The 18,573-nt window shown below is 65.5% G+C and carries 20 protein-coding genes; 8 read left to right on the top strand and 12 right to left on the bottom strand.

Going from position 1 to position 18,573, the window contains the following annotated elements; translation table 11 throughout:
- Positions 1–7 precede the first annotated feature (7 nt).
- The 5 genes from J2X38_RS07300 to J2X38_RS07280 are packed head-to-tail and all read left to right on the top strand — an operon-like array spanning position 8 to position 3,249.
- The gene (locus tag J2X38_RS07300; RefSeq protein WP_058539420.1) at positions 8–403 is read left to right on the top strand and encodes a nuclear transport factor 2 family protein; all 396 of its coding nucleotides are present in this window, start codon (positions 8–10) and stop codon (positions 401–403) included.
- Between the two features lie 10 nt (positions 404–413).
- Positions 414–1,061, top strand: coding sequence for a carboxymuconolactone decarboxylase family protein (locus J2X38_RS07295; RefSeq protein WP_310252762.1), 648 nt, complete (start codon positions 414–416; stop codon positions 1,059–1,061).
- On the top strand, positions 1,058–1,972 hold the full coding sequence (locus tag J2X38_RS07290; protein WP_310252761.1) for an SMP-30/gluconolactonase/LRE family protein: 915 nt from the start codon (positions 1,058–1,060) through the stop codon (positions 1,970–1,972). The genes J2X38_RS07295 and J2X38_RS07290 overlap by 4 nt, the downstream gene beginning before the upstream one ends.
- Before the next feature lie 47 nt (positions 1,973–2,019).
- On the top strand, positions 2,020–2,637 hold the full coding sequence (locus J2X38_RS07285; protein ID WP_310252760.1) for a glutathione S-transferase: 618 nt from the start codon (positions 2,020–2,022) through the stop codon (positions 2,635–2,637).
- Positions 2,638–2,655: 18 nt separating this feature from the next.
- Positions 2,656–3,249: a VOC family protein gene (locus tag J2X38_RS07280; protein WP_058539416.1), complete on the top strand. Its 594-nt coding sequence runs from the start codon at positions 2,656–2,658 to the stop codon at positions 3,247–3,249.
- A gap of 243 nt (positions 3,250–3,492) precedes the next feature.
- Here the strand turns inward: J2X38_RS07280 and J2X38_RS07275 are convergent, their stop codons facing one another.
- On the bottom strand, positions 3,493–5,058 hold the full coding sequence (locus J2X38_RS07275) for a long-chain-fatty-acid--CoA ligase (RefSeq protein WP_310252759.1): 1,566 nt from the start codon (positions 5,056–5,058) through the stop codon (positions 3,493–3,495).
- Between J2X38_RS07275 and J2X38_RS07270 the strand changes: the two genes are divergently transcribed.
- Positions 5,039–6,196 carry a 5-methyltetrahydropteroyltriglutamate--homocysteine methyltransferase gene (locus J2X38_RS07270; RefSeq protein WP_405053445.1) on the top strand — a complete coding sequence of 386 codons (1,158 nt, stop codon included), beginning with the start codon at positions 5,039–5,041 and terminating at the stop codon, positions 6,194–6,196. The two genes, J2X38_RS07275 and J2X38_RS07270, sit on opposite strands and share 20 nt — an antisense overlap.
- An 83-nt stretch (positions 6,197–6,279) precedes the next feature.
- Here the strand turns inward: J2X38_RS07270 and J2X38_RS07265 are convergent, their stop codons facing one another.
- The 6 genes from J2X38_RS07265 to J2X38_RS07240 are packed head-to-tail and all read right to left on the bottom strand — an operon-like array spanning position 6,280 to position 12,952.
- Complete coding sequence (locus J2X38_RS07265) at positions 6,280–6,936, bottom strand: alpha/beta fold hydrolase (protein ID WP_058539413.1); 657 nt, start codon at positions 6,934–6,936, stop codon at positions 6,280–6,282.
- A 35-nt stretch (positions 6,937–6,971) separates the two neighbouring features.
- On the bottom strand, positions 6,972–7,892 hold the full coding sequence (locus J2X38_RS07260; protein ID WP_310252755.1) for an NAD(P)-dependent oxidoreductase: 921 nt from the start codon (positions 7,890–7,892) through the stop codon (positions 6,972–6,974).
- On the bottom strand, positions 7,889–9,187 hold the full coding sequence (gene eno / locus J2X38_RS07255; protein WP_310252753.1) for a phosphopyruvate hydratase: 1,299 nt from the start codon (positions 9,185–9,187) through the stop codon (positions 7,889–7,891). The genes J2X38_RS07260 and eno overlap by 4 nt, the downstream gene beginning before the upstream one ends.
- On the bottom strand, positions 9,184–10,161 hold the full coding sequence (locus tag J2X38_RS07250; RefSeq protein ID WP_310252750.1) for an aminoglycoside phosphotransferase family protein: 978 nt from the start codon (positions 10,159–10,161) through the stop codon (positions 9,184–9,186). The genes eno and J2X38_RS07250 overlap by 4 nt, the downstream gene beginning before the upstream one ends.
- 1 nt (position 10,162) lies before the next feature.
- On the bottom strand, positions 10,163–11,293 hold the full coding sequence (locus tag J2X38_RS07245; protein ID WP_310252748.1) for an alpha/beta hydrolase: 1,131 nt from the start codon (positions 11,291–11,293) through the stop codon (positions 10,163–10,165).
- Between the two features lie 24 nt (positions 11,294–11,317).
- Positions 11,318–12,952 (bottom strand): long-chain-fatty-acid--CoA ligase, encoded by a 1,635-nt coding sequence (locus J2X38_RS07240; protein WP_310252745.1) that lies wholly within the window; start codon positions 12,950–12,952, stop codon positions 11,318–11,320.
- Between the two features lie 146 nt (positions 12,953–13,098).
- Here J2X38_RS07240 and J2X38_RS07235 point away from each other — a divergent pair, with 146 nt between their 5' ends.
- Positions 13,099–13,548: a MarR family winged helix-turn-helix transcriptional regulator gene (locus J2X38_RS07235; protein WP_058539407.1), complete on the top strand. Its 450-nt coding sequence runs from the start codon at positions 13,099–13,101 to the stop codon at positions 13,546–13,548.
- Positions 13,549–13,557: 9 nt separating this feature from the next.
- Here J2X38_RS07235 and J2X38_RS07230 read toward each other — a convergent pair whose 3' ends face one another.
- On the bottom strand, positions 13,558–14,133 hold the full coding sequence (locus tag J2X38_RS07230) for an NAD(P)H-dependent oxidoreductase (protein WP_310252743.1): 576 nt from the start codon (positions 14,131–14,133) through the stop codon (positions 13,558–13,560).
- A 66-nt stretch (positions 14,134–14,199) separates the two neighbouring features.
- The gene (locus J2X38_RS07225; protein ID WP_056373752.1) at positions 14,200–14,706 is read right to left on the bottom strand and encodes a MarR family winged helix-turn-helix transcriptional regulator; all 507 of its coding nucleotides are present in this window, start codon (positions 14,704–14,706) and stop codon (positions 14,200–14,202) included.
- 191 nt (positions 14,707–14,897) lie between these two features.
- On the opposite strand from J2X38_RS07225, the gene leuD reads away from it, so the two are divergent.
- On the top strand, positions 14,898–15,482 hold the full coding sequence (leuD, locus tag J2X38_RS07220; RefSeq protein WP_058539405.1) for a 3-isopropylmalate dehydratase small subunit: 585 nt from the start codon (positions 14,898–14,900) through the stop codon (positions 15,480–15,482).
- A gap of 9 nt (positions 15,483–15,491) precedes the next feature.
- On the opposite strand, the gene leuC is transcribed toward leuD, so the two are convergent.
- The 3 genes from leuC to J2X38_RS07205 all read right to left on the bottom strand — a co-directional run.
- Complete coding sequence (gene leuC, locus J2X38_RS07215) at positions 15,492–16,904, bottom strand: 3-isopropylmalate dehydratase large subunit (protein WP_310252740.1); 1,413 nt, start codon at positions 16,902–16,904, stop codon at positions 15,492–15,494.
- Positions 16,901–18,196: an acyl-CoA dehydrogenase family protein gene (locus J2X38_RS07210; RefSeq protein ID WP_310252738.1), complete on the bottom strand. Its 1,296-nt coding sequence runs from the start codon at positions 18,194–18,196 to the stop codon at positions 16,901–16,903. The genes leuC and J2X38_RS07210 overlap by 4 nt, the downstream gene beginning before the upstream one ends.
- Positions 18,197–18,214: 18 nt before the next feature.
- Positions 18,215–18,573 (bottom strand): DUF6285 domain-containing protein (locus J2X38_RS07205; RefSeq protein WP_310252736.1); only part of this gene is annotated, 359 nt, incomplete at its 5' end.

Raw genomic sequence — 18,573 nt, 5'->3', positions numbered from 1 at the left:
GAGAGACATGGCCGAAGAGAACGATATTCGCGCAATGGCGCAGCGCTTTTTCGACGCGATCGAGGCGGGCGACATCGAGACGATGCAGAACAGCTTCACGCCTGACGCCGAAATCTGGCACAACACCGACGAGCTGATCGTCACCCCGGCGCAGACCGCGCAGACACTGACCGGCATGGTCGCACGGATCAAGGACCGCGAATATGCCGAGCGCCGGCTGACCACCTTCCCCGGCGGCTTCGTCCAGCAGCATGTGCTGAAGGGCAAGCGCGTCCACGACGATGGCGCGGTCCGCCTGCCCTGCGCGATCATCTGCCAGGTCGAGGGTGGCAAGATCACGCGCCTCGACGAATATTTCGACAGCGCGCATGTTGTCGAATTCCGCAAATTCGCGAACGCCTGAGGAGTTAGCCATGCCCGTCCTGCGTCAGGTTCCCCGGTCCGAAGTCACCGACGAGACCGTCCTCGCCTATTACAACCGCCTGTTCGGCGAGCGCGACCCCGTTGCCGAGCCCGGCACCGCGACCGGCACGCCCGGCGACTGGTGGACGGTCTTCGCGCTGTCGCCCGATATCTTCGAACATGCGGTCAAGGGTTTCGCCGTCTATCGCAACCCGGCGCGCACGATCGATCCGGTGCTGCGCGAGCTCGGGCAGACGCGCGCGGGCTGGGTCAAGGGAAGCCAGTTCGTCTTCTCGCAGCATTGCAAGTCGCTCCGCGGTCTTGGTGTCAGCGAGGTGAAGATTGCCGCCATCGCGCACTGGCAGGTTGCCGATTGCTATGACGAGCAGGAGCGCACCGTGCTCGCCTATGCCGACTGCCTTGCACAAGCGAGTGGACGGGTGCCGCTAGAAGTCTTCGACAAGCTCAAGACCTTCTGGAACGACGAGCAGATTTTCGAGTTCACCTACATCACCTGCCTCTATGACATGCATGCGGTGATCACCCGCGCGCTGCGCATGGAATATGACGCGCGCGAGGATCCGATCGTCGAGGTCGCGGCGCCCGAAGGCTTCAACGCCGCCGACTTTCTCAGCGCCCCGCGCCCAGCCAACGGATGAGTGGTTACGGCCCGCCTCAAGTCGTCGCGACAGGGCTGCGCTTTCCCGAAGGCCCGGTGCCGATGGCCGACGGCTCGGTGCTGCTCGTCGAGATCGCGCGCGGCACGCTGACGCGCGTCCTGCCCGATGGCGGCCTGTCGGTTGTTGCCGAACTTGACGGCGGTCCGAACGGCCTCGCGATCGGGCCCGACGGCGCGGCCTATGTGTGCAACAATGGCGGCTTCGAATGGATCGAGGCGGGCGGCCTGCTGTTCCCCGGTCACGCCGCGCATGCCGAGGCGTGCGGGTCGATCCAGCGCGTCGACCTGACCACCGGCGCAGTGACGACGCTTTACGACAGCTTCGAGGGCGAGCGGCTCAAGGGGCCGAACGATATCGTCTTCGACGAGGAGGGGGGTTTCTGGTTCACCGATCATGGCCAGGTGCGCGACACCGGCCGCGACCACGGCGCACTCTATCATGCCGCCGCCGACGGATCGAAGATCAGCCGCCAGCGCGCCGACATGATGGGGCCGAACGGCATCGGCCTCTCCCCCGACGGCAAGACGCTCTACGTCAGCGAGACGATGACCGCGCGCGTCTGGGCGATGGACATCGCGGCGCCCGGCGAACTCGCGCCGCCACCACCGTGGGCGCCTGGCCGGTTCGTCGGCACCCCGCCGGCCTTTCGTCTGCTCGACAGCATGGCGATCGAGGAAAGCGGGCGTATCTGCGTCGGCACGATGGTCGAGGGCGGGATCACGATTTTCGACCCCGTTGAGGACGGTTCGGAGTTCGTGCCGCTGCCCGATGTCGGGATCACCAATATCGCGTTCGGCGGTGCCGATCGGCGCGATGCTTATATTACGGCGTCGACGACGGGGACGCTGTATCGTGTCCGCTGGCCACGCCCCGGGTTAATCGTCAACTAAGTTGACGATTAACCCGCAAGATGATAAAGAGACGGGGAGAGGGTAAGATGAAATTCTATAACAGCGTTGGCCCCAACCCGCGCGTCGTGAAGCTTTTCATGGCTGAAAAGGGTATCGAGATCGCCGAGGTCAGCGTCGACCTGCGCGGCGGCGAGAACCGGCGTGCGCCATATAATGTCGATGTGAACCCCGCCGGACAGACCCCCGCGCTCGAACTCGACGACGGCAGTTTCGTCTGCGAAGTCACCGCGATCTGCGAATATCTCGACGAGCGTTTTCCCGAGCCGACGCTGATCGGATCGACGCCCGAAGAGCGCGCCACGACGCGCATGTGGACGCGCCGCGTCGACCTCAAGATTTGCGAGCCGCTGACCAACGGCTTCCGCTTTGCCGAGGGCCTGCCCCTGTTCGAGTCGCGGTTGCGCTGCCTGCCCGAGGCCGCGCCGGGGCTGAAAGCAACCGCACAGGACGGGATCGAATGGCTCGACGGGCAGATCGCCGGGCGCGAATTCATCGCGGGTGACGCGCTCAGCCTCGCCGACATCATGCTCTTCGCCTTTCTCGATTTCGGCGCGACGGTCGGCCAGCCGATCGATCCCGCCTTCACCAATGTCGGGCGCTGGTACGAGCGGATCAAAAGCCGCCCCAGCGTCAACGCAAACTGAACCACAAGGAGACGGATCATGGCTGCAGCAAATAGCGAATTCGAATTCTGCGGGGTCAATCACCTCGCGCTCGTGTGCAAGGATATGGCAAGGACGGTCGAATTCTACCGCGACACGCTCGGCATGCCGCTGACCAAGACGATCGACCTGCCCGGCGGCCGCGGCCAGCATTTCTTCTTCGATATCGGCAATGGCGACAGCCTCGCCTTCTTCTGGTTCCCCGATGCGCCCGAAGCCGTTCCGGGCATCTCCGCCCCCGCGGCACTGCCAACGCGGGGCAGCTTCGTGTCGGCGCACGGGTCGATGAACCACATCGCAATCAACGTCCGTGCCGACAAGTTCGACGATTATTACCAGCGGCTGATCGCCAAGGGCATCGAAGTGACCCCAGTGCTCAACCACGACGATTCACCGATGCAGGCGTCGGCCGAGCTTCACCCCGGCGTCTTTGTGCGCTCTGTCTATTTCTTCGACCCCGACGGCGTGTGCCTCGAGTTCGCGGCGTGGACCAAGGAATTCGACGAAAGCGACGTCGCGCACGATCCGGTGCAGGCCGACGGCACGAAGCGCGAAGGCTTCATCACCGGCCGCAGCCCGGTGCCCGCCGAATAGACATTCCCAAAAGTACACTGGGAACTCCTCCTGGACCCGGCCTTTTGGCCGGGTTCTTTTTTGCGTGGAGGCTGGCGGGTTGGCGACCCATAGCCGAGCTCTCTTTCATCGTCACCCCGGACTTGATCCGGGGTCCCGCTAGAAGTCGAAGCCAGCCGATGCCTCAAAAAGCGGGATCCCGGATCAAGCCCGGGATGACGAAAGAAGGGGGCGGCAGTTCACTACCCTGAGCCGAGATCCCGGCTACCCCACGGCGCGATCGCGCCCTTCCCAATAAGGCGCGCGCAATTCGCGGCGGAGCACCTTGCCCGACGGGTTGCGCGGCAAGGTCTCGATGAACTCGACGCTCTTGGGAATTTTATACGCGGCGATCCGTTCGCGCGCCCAGGCGACGACATCGGCAGGGTCGAGCGTCGCGCCCGCGGCGGGTACGATCAGCGCTTTGACGCTCTCGCCCCATTTGTCGTCCGGCACGCCGATCACCGCGACGTCGGCGACCCCCGGACAGCCCATGATCGCGCTCTCGACCTCGGCCGGATAGACATTCTCGCCGCCCGACACGATCATGTCCTTGATGCGGTCATGGACGTAGTAGAAGCCGTCGGCGTCGCGATAGCCGACGTCGCCGGTGTGGAGCCAGCCGCCCGCGAGCGTCTCTTCGGTCGCCGCGGCGCGGTTCCAATATTCCTTCATCACGATGCCGCCGCGGATCGCAATCTCGCCGATCTCGCCCTCGCCGAGCTCGCGGCCATCGCCGCCCAGGATCGCCATCGCGGCGCCGGGCCAGGGCTTGCCGCACGAGGTGAGCTTGCCGGGCAGGTCGTGCGCGCTCGGCGAAAGATAGGAGCCGCCGCCGGCCGACTCGGTCATGCCGTAAAATTGCACGAAGTCGCAGCCGAAGGTCCCGCGCGCGCGGCGCAACACATCCTCGGCGATCGGCGACGCACCATAGGCGATCGACTTGAGCGCGGGATAGGCGCCGTTGTTCGCGTCGGGCTGGAGCAGCATCATCTGGATCATCGCGGGTGCGAGGAAGGCGTGCGCGACATTTTCCTCGCGCATCATGCGCACCGCGTCGGCCGCCGTGAAATCCTTGACGAGCACAAGCCGCCCGCCCTGCGCGAGCCCCGAAAAGCTGACGTTCGTGCCCGCGACGTGGAACAGCGGCATGACGATCATCACCGTCTCGTCCTCGCCATAAGCAAAGCCGTCGACCTCGGTCGCGGCCTCAAGGAAGGTGCGGTAGTTGGCGTTGGTGAGCACGACACCCTTCGGCAGGCCGGTCGTCCCACTCGTATAGAGCTGGAGCACATCGTCGGTGAGCTCAGGCGGATCGGCGAGCGGGGCGTCGGATGCATCGCCGAGCCATGCATCAAACGGCTCGAACGCGGGGTGTTCGCCATAAAGCGCGATCAGTTTGGGCGGCGACGCCAGATCGGCAACCGCAGCGAGCGCGCAGTCGAAGAAATCCTCGCCGACGAACAGCAGTTTCGGTGCGGCGTCGCCGAGGATGAAGCCGATCTCCGCCGGCGCGAGGCGGCAGTTGATCGGCGCGAAACAGGCGCGCGCACGCGCGGTGCCAAAGAAGAGCGGATACCAGCTGTCATGGTTCTTGGTCAGCGCCGAGATGCGGTCGCCCGGCGCGATACCCGACGCGATCAACGCATGTCCGACGCGGTTCGAGCGCGCGTCGAGCGCGGCAAAGCTCGTCTCGCGCTCCCCGAATTTCACTGCAGTCGCCTGCCCCCGCGCCCGCGCCTGCGCCGCGGGAATATCCGCCAGCGTCCGGATGGCCTCCAGATCGATCATTTTGCTCTCCCAACCGTCGTTTCGACTTGAATTAGATAGAATACTAAGCAAATGTTTGGCCAGCCCAAAAATGAGAGGAATGGCTTTGTTCGACCACCCCATCCTGCCGACAACGATCGTCGGAAGCTACCCCCAGCCTGACTGGCTGATCGACCGCGAGCGGCTGAAAGCCAGCCTGCCCCCGCGCGTGCGCGCCGAGACGTTGTGGCGTGTCCCCGAACCCTGGCTCGCCGACGCGCAGGAAGCCGCCACCTTGATGGCGATCCGCGATCAGGAAGAGCTCGGCATCGACATCGTCGGCGACGGCGAAATGCGCCGCGAAAGCTATTCGAACCGCCTCGCGACCGCGCTCTCGGGGATCGACCGCGAAAAGCATGGCACCGCGGTCGACCGCACCGGCAACGCGAACCCGGTGCCGCTCGTTTCGGGCCCGATCCGCCGCGTCGCGCCGATCGAGGCGCAGGATGCGGCCTTCCTCCGCCGCCATTCAACCAAGCCGGTGAAGCTCACCCTGCCCGGCCCGTTCACGATGACGCAGCAGGCCGAGAATGGCTATTATCCCGACGCGCGCGCGCTCGCGATGGACTATGCCGATGCGGTCAATGCCGAGGTGAAGGATCTGTTCGCAGCGGGCGTCGACGTCGTCCAGCTCGACGAACCCTATCTGCAGGCACGCGCTGCCGAGGCGAACAGCTATGCGATCGAGGCGATCAACCGCGCGCTCGACGGCGTCGGCGGTACGACCGCGCTCCACATCTGCTTCGGCTATGCGATGGTGCATCATGGCGCGGGCGCGACGGGGCCGAAGCCCAAGGCCTATGATTTCCTCGCCGAACTCGAGGCGTCGGCGATCGATGTGATTTCGGTCGAGGCAGCGCAGCCCGGGCTCGATCCCGCGATCCTTGCCGAGCTGCCGACCAAGACGATCATGTACGGCGTGCTCGACCTGTCGATCCCCGAGGTCGAGACGCCCGAGGTCGTCGCGGGCCGCATCCGCGAGGCGCTGCGCTATGTCGACGCCGAGCGGCTGTGGATCGCGCCCGATTGCGGGATGAAATACCACAGCCGCGAGCATAGCCAAGCGAAGCTCAAGGCGATGGTGGATGGGACCGCGCTGGTGCGGGCGGAGTTGAAGTAAAACTCATTCGTCATTCCCGCGGAAGCGGGAACCCAGCGATCCGACGTTGCAACTGGGTTCCCGCTTTCGCGGGAATGACGAGGTTATTGATCCACGAACGCGGTCAACAACGGCACCACAACCTCCGGCGCCTCGACCGTCGGCAAATGCCCTGCCCCTGCCACAACTTCGAGCCGCGCCCCCGGGATGGCCCCCAGAATCTCGTCATGATGCGCGCGGCTGGTGATGCCGTCCTTCTCGCCCCAGATCAGCAAGGTCGGGACCGCGATCTCGCCGAGCCGCGGGCGGCTGTCGATGCGTGCCATGATCGCGCGCTGCTGCGCGAGGAAGGTGTCGGCGCCGGTATCGGCCGCCATCTGCCGCGCGATACCAAGCAAGCGCGCGTCGCTGCGCTTTTCTTCCGGGAACAGGATCGGGATGCGCTCCTCGACCACCTGGTCGAACTGGCCGCTTTCGACGAGATCGATATAGCCCTGCCGCCGCGCGGTCTGCGCCGGGCCGTCGGCCGACGCCAGTGTCGAGATCAGCGCAAGCTTCGCCACGCGTTCGGGCGCGCGCCGCATCACCTCAAAAGCGACGAAGCCGCCCATCGCGTGCGCGATCAGCGCGAACCGCGGCGGCGCATTGTCGAGCAGGCGCTGCGCGAAGCCCTCGATCGTGTCGTCGCTGCGGTTGTCGGCGACGGTCACCTCGCGATCGCCCCAGGCATCGAGCAACGGCTGCCACACGGCGTCGGTCAAAAGCTGACCGGTTATCAAAACAATAGGGAGAGACATTAGACCACCTGATGAAGAAGGGTTTCGCCCGCCGCGAGACGGCGGCAATTTTCGTGCGCGACCGTCAGGCTGCGCACAAGCGTTTCGGGCGTCAGCCATGCGATATGCGGCGCGAGCACGACGCCCGGCAAACCGAGCAGCGGATTGCCGCGCGGCAGGGGTTCTTCGGCGAAAACATCGAGGCCCGCGCCGCGCAGATGGCCCGAGGTCAGCGCCTCGACCAGCCGCGCCTGATCGACCAGCTCGCCGCGCGCGGTGTTCACGAGCACCGCGCCCTTCTTCATCGCGAACGGATCAACGCTCGCGCGGGTCTCGTCTGTGAGCGGCATATGCAGCGAAACGATATCGGCTTCGGCGATCAAGTCATTGAAAGAACGATATTCATATGGGCAGTCACGGCGATTTCGCGCGGTGTAGAGGACCTTCGCCCCGAGCGCCGCCAAGACCGGCGCGAGCAGCTGCGCCGAATGGCCGAAACCGACGAGGCCCACGGTGCGTCCGCCAACCTCCCCCACGCTGTCGAGTTCGGACGGGTCGGCCGTCCACCCCTCGCCCGCGCGCGTGCGCGCATCGAAGAAGCAGGTGCGACGCAGCACCGCCATCATCAACGACAGCGCCATTTCGGCGACCGCCTGACTGTTGGTGCCGGGCATGTTGCACACCGCGACGCCATGACTGCGCGCCGCGTCGAGCGCGATCGTGTTGACCCCGACGCCAAGTTTCTGGATCAGTTTCAGGTTCGGCGCCGAGGCGATGAATTCCGGGGTTACGGGCGTCAGGACGTGGAGCAGCGCGGTGATTTCCGGCGCCACCGCGTCGAGCGGCGCCGCCTCATCGACATGCACGACGCCGCCGGGGCCGAAGATCGCATCGACGGCCTCACGGAATCCCGGGCTCGGCCGGGCGTGGAGGACGATCATGCCGCCACCCGGCCGATCGCCCCCGCAAAAGCCGAAAAGCCCGCAAACACCGCGTCGCCGCCCATCGCTTCCTCGATCCGCAACATCTCGTTCCACTTCGCCATGCGCTCGGAGCGCGTGAAGCTGCCGACCTTCAATTGCCCGGCGTCCCAGCCGGTCGCGAGATGCGCGATGGTGACGTCCTCGCTCTCGCCCGATCGCGCCGAGACGATCGCGCCCCAACCGCGCCGGGTCGCGGCGTCGAGCGCCGCCTTCGCCTCGGTGACCGTGCCGACCTGATTGACCTTGATCAGCGCGGCGTTGCACACCGCCGCATCGCCCGCGCGTTCGACGCGCGCGGCGTTGGTGACGAGCACATCGTCGCCGATGATCTGGACCCGTTCGCCAATCGCCGCGGTGACCGCCGCCATCGTCGTCCAGTCGTCCTGTCCCGCCGGATCCTCGATCGACAGGATCGGATAGCGCTTCGCCCAGTCGATAATGCGCGCCGCCATCTGCTCGCCCGACAGGCGCCCGTCGTCGAGCGCGAGATTATAGCCGTCGGCGTCGCCCAATTCGTTCGCCGCGATGTCGAGCGAGATGAAAACATCCTCGCCCGCGCGGTGCCCGCTCGCCTCGATCGCCTTGGTCAGCGTGCCCAGCGCATCCTCGTTCGACGCGAAATTCGGCCACCAGCCGCCCTCGTCGGCAACTCCCGAGAGCGGGCCCTTGGTCTCCATCAACTTGCCCGCGGCGCGATAGACATCGTCGGTGATTTCGAGCGCGCGGCGGAAGCTACCCGCCTTCGGGCACATCACCATGAAATCCTGCACGTCGGTGCGCCGTCCCGCATGCGCGCCGCCGCCGAAAATCTGGATTTCGGGGAGCGGCACGCGCACCTTTTGCCCGCCCGCGAGATAGCGCCACAGTGGTTCGCGCGCATCCGCCGCGGCGGCGTGGAGCACCGCCATTGACACCGCGACGACAGCATTCGCGCCAAGCCGCGCCTTGTTGGGCGTATTGTCGAGCGCGCAGAGCGCCGTATCGATGGCGGCCTGATCGCGCGCATCCATGCCCGTGATCGCGCCCGCAATCTCCGATCCGATTCCCGCTACCGCGCGATTGACGCCAAAGCCGCCGAACGCTGCACCGCCGTCGCGCAGGTCGATCGCTTCATGCGCGCCGCGCGAGGCACCCGCGGGGGCGATCGCCCGGCCGACCGCACCCGATTCCAGCACGACCTCGGCCTCAACGGTGGGCCGACCGCGCGAATCCCAGATCTGGCGGCCGGTGACAGAGGCGATACGCGAAGTCATACAAGGTTCCTTTTCCAGTTGGCGACGAGCACGTCGATCGGCGACGGCGCGACAATGAGTGTCCGTGCCTGATCGCGCACGACGCGCTTGTGTTCGGGGTCGGTGAGATATGGTGCGGGCGACTTGCCCTCGACGCGCGCGAGAAGCAGCGCTGCGCTGAGCTTGCCCGCGCGGAGCAGCAGGCCGTCGACATCCTCCCAATCGACCGCCGAGCGATACGCCGCAACGAGCGCCGCAGCGGCTTCGTTCAGCCGGGCATCGCCCGACCACACCGCCTTCAGCAGCAGATGCGTCGTGCAGAAGGCGACGTCGAACGCCGGGTCGCCATAAACGGCGCATTCGGCATCGAGAAACACCGGACCGTCGCTGCTGACGAGGATATTCTTGGGGCTGACGTCACCGTGGACGAGCGCGATCTTGCGCGACGATAGGTCGTCGGCAAGCGCGCGCAAGACCGGCGCCAACTCGGCGTCATGCTCGGCGACGTAGATCAGGAAGGGATCGACGCGCAGCGCGCGGAACATCGCGTCGTTCGGAAAGGCATCGCGGTCGGCCGAATTGTTCGCTGTCGCGGCGTGGACAGCCGCAACCCCCCGGCCCACAGCGGCGGCGAAATCAACATCGACCCGCCCGGCCATCAGCTCGTCCTTCCACACCGGGCAATCGGGGAGGAAACGCATCGCGAAGCCATAGCCGGGCAGTTCGGCGAGCACCTCAGGTGCCATATGCGCATCGACCCCGCGCGCGCGCCGCAGCCAGCGCACTTCGCTCTGGCCGCGTTCGATCGGCGCGTGCCATTCGGCGGCGACGCGAAGCTGTTCGAGCGGACGTTTGACGACGATCGGGCCCGACGGCGTCTCGACCTTCCATACGTCGCACGACACGCCGCCGGTCAGCGGTTCGAGGACGACATCGCCCTCGCCCACCAGCCCGGCGTTGCGCAATCCGTCGATGATGTCGGCGTCGGCCGTCACGTCACAGCTTCTCCCGGATCCACGCGCCGACGAGGTCGGCGGCGTTCTGCCGTTCTTCGATCGAGTCCTCGAAGTAATGCGCGCCGGGGATCAATTCGAGCTTCTTGTCGGTCGAGCCGAGGAAATCGAAGATCTTGCGCGCGTCGCTCGGGAATACGCCGGTGTCGGCGGTGCCCTGTACGACGAGCGCGGGCGTGTCGTGCTTGGCGAGGTGCGGCTGCCCCTGACACGGCGAGGTTTCGAGGCTCCACATGTTGAGCCACGTCTTGATCGTGTTCGCGCGTCCGATGCTCGGCGTGCGGTTCGCGATCGCGGGGTCGCCGCGATAGCACCAGTTGGGCTTGCGGTCCGACGGGTCGATCGCGGGATCGACGCAGCGGATATCGCCCCAGCACCGGAACATCGGGAAGATGCGATCGGGAATGCCCGCGGCGTTCAGCCGCTTCAGCTCGGCCTTTGCCCAGTCGGTGATGCGCTGGTTGCGCGCGCGCTGCGCGGCGCGATATTTCGCGATGAATGCGTCCGAATAGGGCGGGCCATTGTCGGGGTTGAACGGATCGAGTTCGGGGTCGGTCAGCGTCGGGTCATTTTCGTCGATCACCGACGCGTCCATCCAGTCGGTGAGCACTTCAGGGCGCCCCTGATGCGCATTGAAGCTGATATACAGGTCGCCCTTGATCAGCGATGCCAGCGCATCCTGTCCGACCGAGGGCAAGCGGTCGGTCAAGGTCGGCGCGATCGCTTCGGCCTGATAGGCGCCCATCAGCGATCCGCCGCCCGAATTGCCGAGGATGACGATCTGCTCGACCCCGGCCTCTTCTTTCAGCCACTTCATCCCAACGCCGATGTCGAGCACCGCATGTTCGAGCAGGAACTGATCCTCGACCCCGCGATAACGCGTATTCCAGCCAAGGAAGCCGAAACCCTGCCGCGCGAAATAGGGCGCGATATAATGTTCGGCGAAATCGACATTATAGTGGGTCGCGATGATCGCGACCTTCGGCCGCTTGCCCGCCTCGGTCCAATAGATGCCCTGGCACGGGTGCCCGCCCGCCTGAATGCGCGGCGCCGTTGGCGACACCAGCCCGACAAATTGCGCGTCCAGTCCTTCGATCCCGTTCGGGTCCATCATAGTCTCTCCTGTTTATGGTTATGGTCAGCGGGTGACTTCAAAAGGCAGCTCGTATCCCTCAAGCCCCGCGCGGATCGCTTTCTTGTCGATCTTGCCCGTCGGCCCCAGCGGGATTGCCGCGACGAACAGCACGTCGTCGGGCATCCACCATTTGGCGATCTTGCCGTCGAGGAAGGATTTGAGATCATCGGCGGAGGCGTCGGCGCCCGGCTTCAACTGGCACAGCAGGATCGGCCGCTCGTCCCATTTCGGATGCGCGACCCCGACGACCGCGGCGTTGGCGACGGCATCATGCCCCATCGCGATATTCTCGATCTCGATCGAACTGATCCACTCGCCGCCCGACTTCACCACATCCTTCGCGCGGTCGGTGATCTGCATATAGCCTTCGCCATCGATCGTGCTGACGTCGCCGGTGTCGAAAAAGCCCTCATCATCGAGCACGTTGCCGCCCTCGCCGCCATAATAGGCGCCCGCAATTGTCGGCCCCTTGACCATCAGCCGCCCCGGCGTCTTGCCGTCATGCGGCAGACGGTTACCCGCGTCGTCGACGAGCTTCATGTCGAGCCCGCAAAGCAACCGGCCTTGCTTGAGCTTATAAGCCATCTGTTCGGCGTCGGATTTCGCCGCGACCGCCGCATTGGGCACCGACACCGTGCCGAGCGGCGAGGTTTCGGTCATGCCCCAGCCCTGGATGACGTCGACGCCATAATCGTCGCGGAAGGTGCGAATGATCGACTCGGGACACGCCGACCCACCGATCGTCACGCGCTCCAGCGTCGTGAAGCGCTTTCCTTCTTCCTGCATATATTGCAGCAACATCTGCCACACTGTTGGCACGGCGGCGGAATAAGTGACACCCTCCTGCTCGATCAGATTATAGATCGATTCGCCGTCCATCCGTTGCCCGGGCAAGACCAGCTTCGCGCCGACCGCGGGGGCCGAATAGACGACGCCCCACGCATTCGCATGATACATGGGCACGACGAGCAGCACCGTGTCGCACGCTGACAAGCCGAGCGCGTCGCGCTGCAAGGTCATCAGCGCATGGATATAATTAGACCGATGCGAATAAAGCACGCCCTTGGGATTCCCCGTCGTACCGCTGGTATAGCAAAGCCCGCACGCCGCATTCTCGTCGAACCCGCCCCAGATATATTCGGCAGGCTGCCCGGCGATCCAGTCGTCGAAGGCGGTCGCAGCAAAGCTGGTTTGCGGCAACGAAGCGCGGTCGCAGAAAAAGATCACCTTCTCGATCGACGGCACCTGCGGCAGCAATTGCTCGACCAGCTCCGCGGTCGCCGGGTCGGCGATCAGCAGCCGGTCGCCCGCATGGTTCGCGATATAGGCGATCTGTTCGGGAAACAGCCGCGGATTGAGCGTATGGAGCACCGCCCCCATCCCCGCCGCGCCGTACCAGGCAGCAAGGTGCCGCGCGCCGTTCCACGCCATCGTCGCAACGCGGTCGCCGGGCTTGATCCCTTCGGCCGCCAGCGCGTTCGAGACGCGCTTTGCGTCGGCATGGACGTCGGCCCAGCTCGAACGGGTGACGCGCCCCTCGGCATCGCGCGACACGATCTCGCGCGCCCCGTGCCAATTCGCCGCATGATCGATGATCCGGTCGACCGTCAGCGGCACATTCTGCATCAACCCGTCCATGCGACTCTCTCTCCATTCTCGTTACAATAGATAGTATGCTAAGTATTTTGCCTTTGCAACGCCGCTCTGCCTTGCTTCGCTCGCCCTGCTCTTCTAGCTTGCTGGCGTCGGCACCCCGCCGGCAACAGGGGCATATCATAGCGTCCATGCGCACCAACCAGCTTATCATCGCGCTTTTCCAGCGCTTCTGCTGGCTCGACGAAGGGCTTCAGGCACGGCTCCACGACCATGGCTGGCCCGACGTCAACCGCCCGCAGTCGATGGTGATGACGAATATCGTCAGCGGTATCGTGCGTCCGTCGGACATTGCGCGCAACCTGGGCATATCGCGGCAGGCGATCCACAGCACGATCAACCAGATGGTGAAGCTCGGCATCGTGCAGATGGACGTCGATCCCGCCGATCGCCGCCACATGGTCGTGTCGCTGACCGACCTCGGCGCGCGCATGCGCAAGGACGCGCAGCGCTCGATGGACGATCTCACCGCGCAAATCGCGGCGAAGCTGGGACAGGACAAGTTCGACGCCCTGCTCGCGGCGCTCGAAGCCGACTGGGGCGACAATATCGACCGCCCTGTCGCCGCCCCGCGCCGTTAGAGTCAGGACCTAGGCCGACAGCGCCTTCGCGACCGCGATCAGCCGTCCGGCGGTCATTTCGACCAGCGACGCCGGCAGCGCCTCCTTCAAGCTGCCATCCTCGGCGAAGGCGGCGTGCGCGTTCGGCACCAGCACCTGTTCGGGGATCACCAGCATCTGGATCGTCGACAATATCTGGCGTAAATGCATCAGCCCGCGGAGCCCGCCGAACGGGCTGATCGACACCGACATGATCGCCGCCACCTTGCCGCGATAGGCGGTCAGCGCGACCATGCTCTCGTCGCCGGTCGGGCGCGATGCCCAGTCGATTGCGTTTTTGAGCAACGGTGTGAGCGAGCCATTATATTCGGGGGAGACGAACAGCAGGCCGTCCTGCGCGGTGAAGAGCGCCTTAAGCTTCAGCGCGTCGGACGGAAAATCGTTCGCCTCGCGCGCCGCCGAATAGAGCGGCAGGTCGAACGCTGCGAGATCGACCCGCGTCACGCTTGCGCCCTGCGCTTCGAGACTGGCCGCGGCGACCTCGCCCAATGCGCGGTTGAACGATCCCTCGCGGGTGCTGCCGACGATGACGGCGATGCTGGTCATTTTCCCTCCCAGACAATATAGTTAGAATGCTAACTTATTGTCCGGGTGCGCGGCAAATGCAAGCGATCAGGCCTTGATGTCGGAAAGCACCGCGAGCTTGCGCGTTTCATCGCCAAGATTGTCGATGACGCGGCGCATCAGCCCCTGCAGCACCTCGACCTCTTCGTCGGTCATCCCCTTGGTCGCGATCTCGTGAATCTCGGCGTTCATCGGCGCAAGGATCAGTTCGAGCTTTTTCGCATGCGGCGTCAGGTGGATGAAAGTCTTGCGGCGATCGTCGGCGGTCTTCCTGCGCGTGATCAGCCCTGCCTTTTCCAGCCCCTTGAGCGCGACGACCGTTGTCGGTTCGCGCATCCCGACGCGTTCGCTGAGTTCGCGCTGGGTGATGCCGTCCTCGCGCCACAGCTGGCGCAGAAACCGCCACTGTCCTGCCGAGACGTCGTGCGTCAGCGTGCGGCGTTCGAGCAGCCGCGAAAAGGAGCGGAAGACGACGCGCGCCAGATAACCGATGCTGTTCTCGGGATCGGTATAATATTCGGCGGGATGTCGGTAATCCTGTGGTTTCTTTGCCAAAATCCTGCTCCCCTGTCGCGGTCCCCGGCGCCGGGCGCTGACCCGCGCGATTGCGAACCTTAGGACACGAAGATTCGCGCGGCAACTGTCTTCATCGCCATCCTGCGCCGTATCGCCCTTCCAACCCCGCGATAATGTTGGACAAGATCGGTCGACCCATTTACTTAGAATACTAAGTTAATGGAGGCGATGTGCAAAAATTTACCCGGATGAAAGCGGTCGCGGCCCCGCTGCCGCTCGCCAATGTCGACACCGACATGATCATCCCTGCGCAATATATGAAGTCGCTGACCCGCACGGGCCTTGGCAAACATCTGTTCCGCGAACTGCGCTTCGTGGACGATGGCAGCGAACGCGGCGACTTCATCCTCAACCGGCCCGCCTGCCGCGAAGCCGGGATTCTTGTCGCCGACCGCAATTTCGGATGCGGATCATCGCGCGAACATGCGGTATGGGCGCTCACCGATTTCGGCATTCGCTGCGTCATTGCGCCAAGCTTCGGCGATATCTTTGCCGGGAACGCCCGCAAGAATGGCCTGCTGCTGATCCGCCTGCCCGACGCAACATGCGCGCGGCTGCGCGACGAAATCGCGCTCGCCCAATATGCGCCGGTCGAGGTCGATCTGGATGCACAGCAGATACGGCTCGCGTCGGGCGAGGCGATCGATTTCGCGATCGATCCCGATGATCGCCGGATCCTGATGGAGGGCCTCGACGACATCGCCCGCACGCTGCGCCACGCCGATGCGATCGCGCGGTTCGAAGCCGCGCTCTAGAGTCTGACCCTAGCCGGGCACTTCGGGCGCCGCGATGCAACCCGCAATCGCGCTCGCCGCCGCGAGCGCCGGGCTCATCAGGTGGGTGCGCCCGCCGCGCCCCTGCCGGTTCTCGAAATTGCGGTTCGACGTCGCGGCGCAGCGCTCGCCGGGCTGCAGCCGGTCGGCGTTCATGCCGACGCACATCGAGCAGCCGGGCTCGCGCCAGTCGAACCCCGCGTCGCGCAGGATGCGGTCGATCCCCTCTTCCTCGGCCTGCCTTTTGACCAGCCCCGAGCCCGGCACGACCATCGCGCGAACATGCGGCGCGACGCGGCGGCCGCGCACGACTTCCGCCACGATGCGCAGATCCTCGATCCGGCTGTTGGTGCAACTGCCGATAAACACACGGTCGAGCCGCAATCCGGCGATCGGCACGCCCGGCGTCAGGTCCATATAGGCAAGCGCGCGTGTCGCTGCGCCGCGCGCTTCGGCGTTCGTCAGCGCGGCCGGATCGGGAACGCGTCCGTCGATCGCGGCAACCTGCGACGGGTTTGTGCCCCAGCTCACCATCGGCCGGACATCGCGCGCATCGACCCGCATTTCTCGGTCGAATAACGCCGCATCATCGCTTGCGAGAGCCGCCCAGCGCGCGCGCGCGGCATCCCACGCCTTCCCCGTCGGCGCCGCGGGCCGACCCGCCAGATAGGCGAAGGTCGTCGCATCGGGCGCGACCAGTCCCGCGCGCGCGCCCATTTCGATGCTGAGATTGCACAGCGTCATCCGCGCCTCCATCGACAGCGCCCGGACAGCTTCGCCGGCATATTCGACGACATGCCCCCCCGCGCCGTCGACGCCGATTACGCCGAGCAGGTGGAGCGCGAGATCCTTGGCATGGACATGCGGCGCGAGCACGCCATCGACCGTCACGCGCATGTTGCGCGACCGGCGCTGGCGGATCGTCTGCGTCGCCAGCACATGCTCGACCTCCGACGTGCCGATCCCGAACGCCAGCGCCCCGAATGCGCCATGCGTCGACGTGTGGCTGTCGCCGCAGACGATCGTCATCCCCGGCTGCGATCGTCCCTGTTCGGGCCCGACGACATGGACGATCCCGCCGCGCGGATCGCCCATCGGGAAATTCTCGATCCCGAAATCACGCGTGTTGCTGACCAGCGCTTCGAGCTGCGCGCGCGCTTCGGCATCGGCGACCCCCGCCGGCCCCGCCGCCTGCCCCGCCGTCGGCACATTATGATCGGACAAGGCGAGCGCGCGCTCGGGACGCCGCACCGCGCGCCCCGCCGCCGCCAGCCCGGCGAAGGCTTGCGGCGAGGTCACCTCGTGGAGCAGGTGCAGGTCGATATAGAGCAAAGTCTCGCCGTCATCCTCGGCGACGGCGTGCGCATCCCATATCTTGTCGTAAAGCGTGCGGGGCCGGTTCACAGTTTCCCGATCGTCTCGCGCCGCGGCCCTATATATCCGAACAGGTAAGCAGCGACCTTTCGCATCTGGATTTCCTCGGCGCCTTCGGTGATGCGGTATCTTCGGTGGTGGCGGTAGATATGTTCGAACGGCTTGTGGCGTGAGTAGCCGATGCCGCCGTGGACCTGCATCGCGCGGTCGGCGGCCTCGCAGACGAGCCGGTTCGCCCAGTAGTTGCACATGCTGACCTTGTCGGAGAGGGTGCGTTCGACCTCCTTGTGCGGGGTGTTGTCCATGTCCCATGCGGTCTTGCGGATCAGCAGCCGCAGCATCTCGGCCTGCGTCGCGAGCTCGACGAGCGGGAACTGGATCGCCTGGTTCTTCGCCAGCGCCTCGCCGAACGGCTTGCGTTGCCGCGCGTACTTCACGCTCTCCTCGATGCAGTAGACCGCGGCGCCGAGCGAGCTCGCCGCCTGACGGATGCGGTTCTGGTGGACGAAGCTTTGCGCAATCGACAGGCCGCCGCCCTCGGGGCCGAGCCGCGCATCGTCGGGCACCCACACGTCGCTGAACGTCATCCTCGGATGGTCGGTCGGCATGTTGAACGTCCACATATATTCATCGACGGTCATCCCCGGCGTCCCCGTCGGCACGAGCAGGCAGGTGATGCCCTTCGCATCGCCGTCCTCGCCGCTGGTGCGGCAGAAGGTCGCGCAGTGCGTCGCGCTGTGCATGCCGGTGATCCACATCTTGCGGCCGTCGATCCGCCAGCCGTCGACGCCATCGCGCGTCTCCCTCACCGCACGCGTCTCCATATGCGTCGCGTCGCTGCCATGGTCGGGCTCGGTGAGCCCGAACGCGGTGCGGCGTTTGCCTTCGAACCCGCCGAGGATAAATTCGGCCTTCTGCTCGTCGCTCGTCGCAAACTGCTCGAACATCTCGACGAACGGGAAGTTGCCGACGATGCTGTGCTCGTTCTGAAGGTCGTTGTGGAGGCCGAGCCCCTTCGCCGCGAAGTGCTCGCGGATCACCGCCATCCAAAGATTGCTGCCGTCCTTGCCGCCGTATTTCTTCGGCGCCGAGAAGCGCCAGTGGCCCGCGGCATCGGCCTTGCGCGTCGCGGCTTTGAGCAGCGCTTCCCACTCCTCGCGCGGCAGGCCCTGATTGTCCCAGTCGGTGCGCGCATGCTCGCGCCGGTGGTCGAAGAAGCGGATATTGTCGCCTTCGAGCTCGAGCGGTTTGATCTCGGCCTCGATAAACGCATCGAGCTCGTCGAGGTACGCCTGCAAATCGGCGGGCATCGCAAAATCCATGTCTCTCTCCCTGTTCCGTTATCCGCGCCAGTCGGCGCGCGCCGCACCGAGCGCGGCATATTTGGGGCTGTCGATCGCGCATTTGTCGAGCACGGCGCGCCGCAGCTTCGCGAGCAGGCCGGGCTCGGCGAGCGTCGTGGTTCCCGACAGCAAAGCTTCGGCGAGCGCCGCATCCTCGGCGCGCACGCCCGCACCCAGGTCGCGCAGCACGATGCCGAGCGCGTTCATCGCGACCACCGCCTCGAACTTGGCGTGCCCCTCGGCATGGGGTTTGATCGATGTCTCGATCCAGTCGCGCACCGCCTGCACGATCTCGCGGTTCGTTGGCTCGCCAGCGGGTTCCGGTACGACCGGCTTCGACGGTGGCAATGCCCTCG

It is taken from the genome of Sphingopyxis sp. BE235, from assembly GCF_031457175.1.
GTDB lineage: Bacteria > Pseudomonadota > Alphaproteobacteria > Sphingomonadales > Sphingomonadaceae > Sphingopyxis.
Note: the sequence above shows the minus strand (reverse complement) of the source record. Positions and strands in the feature narration are given on the sequence as shown.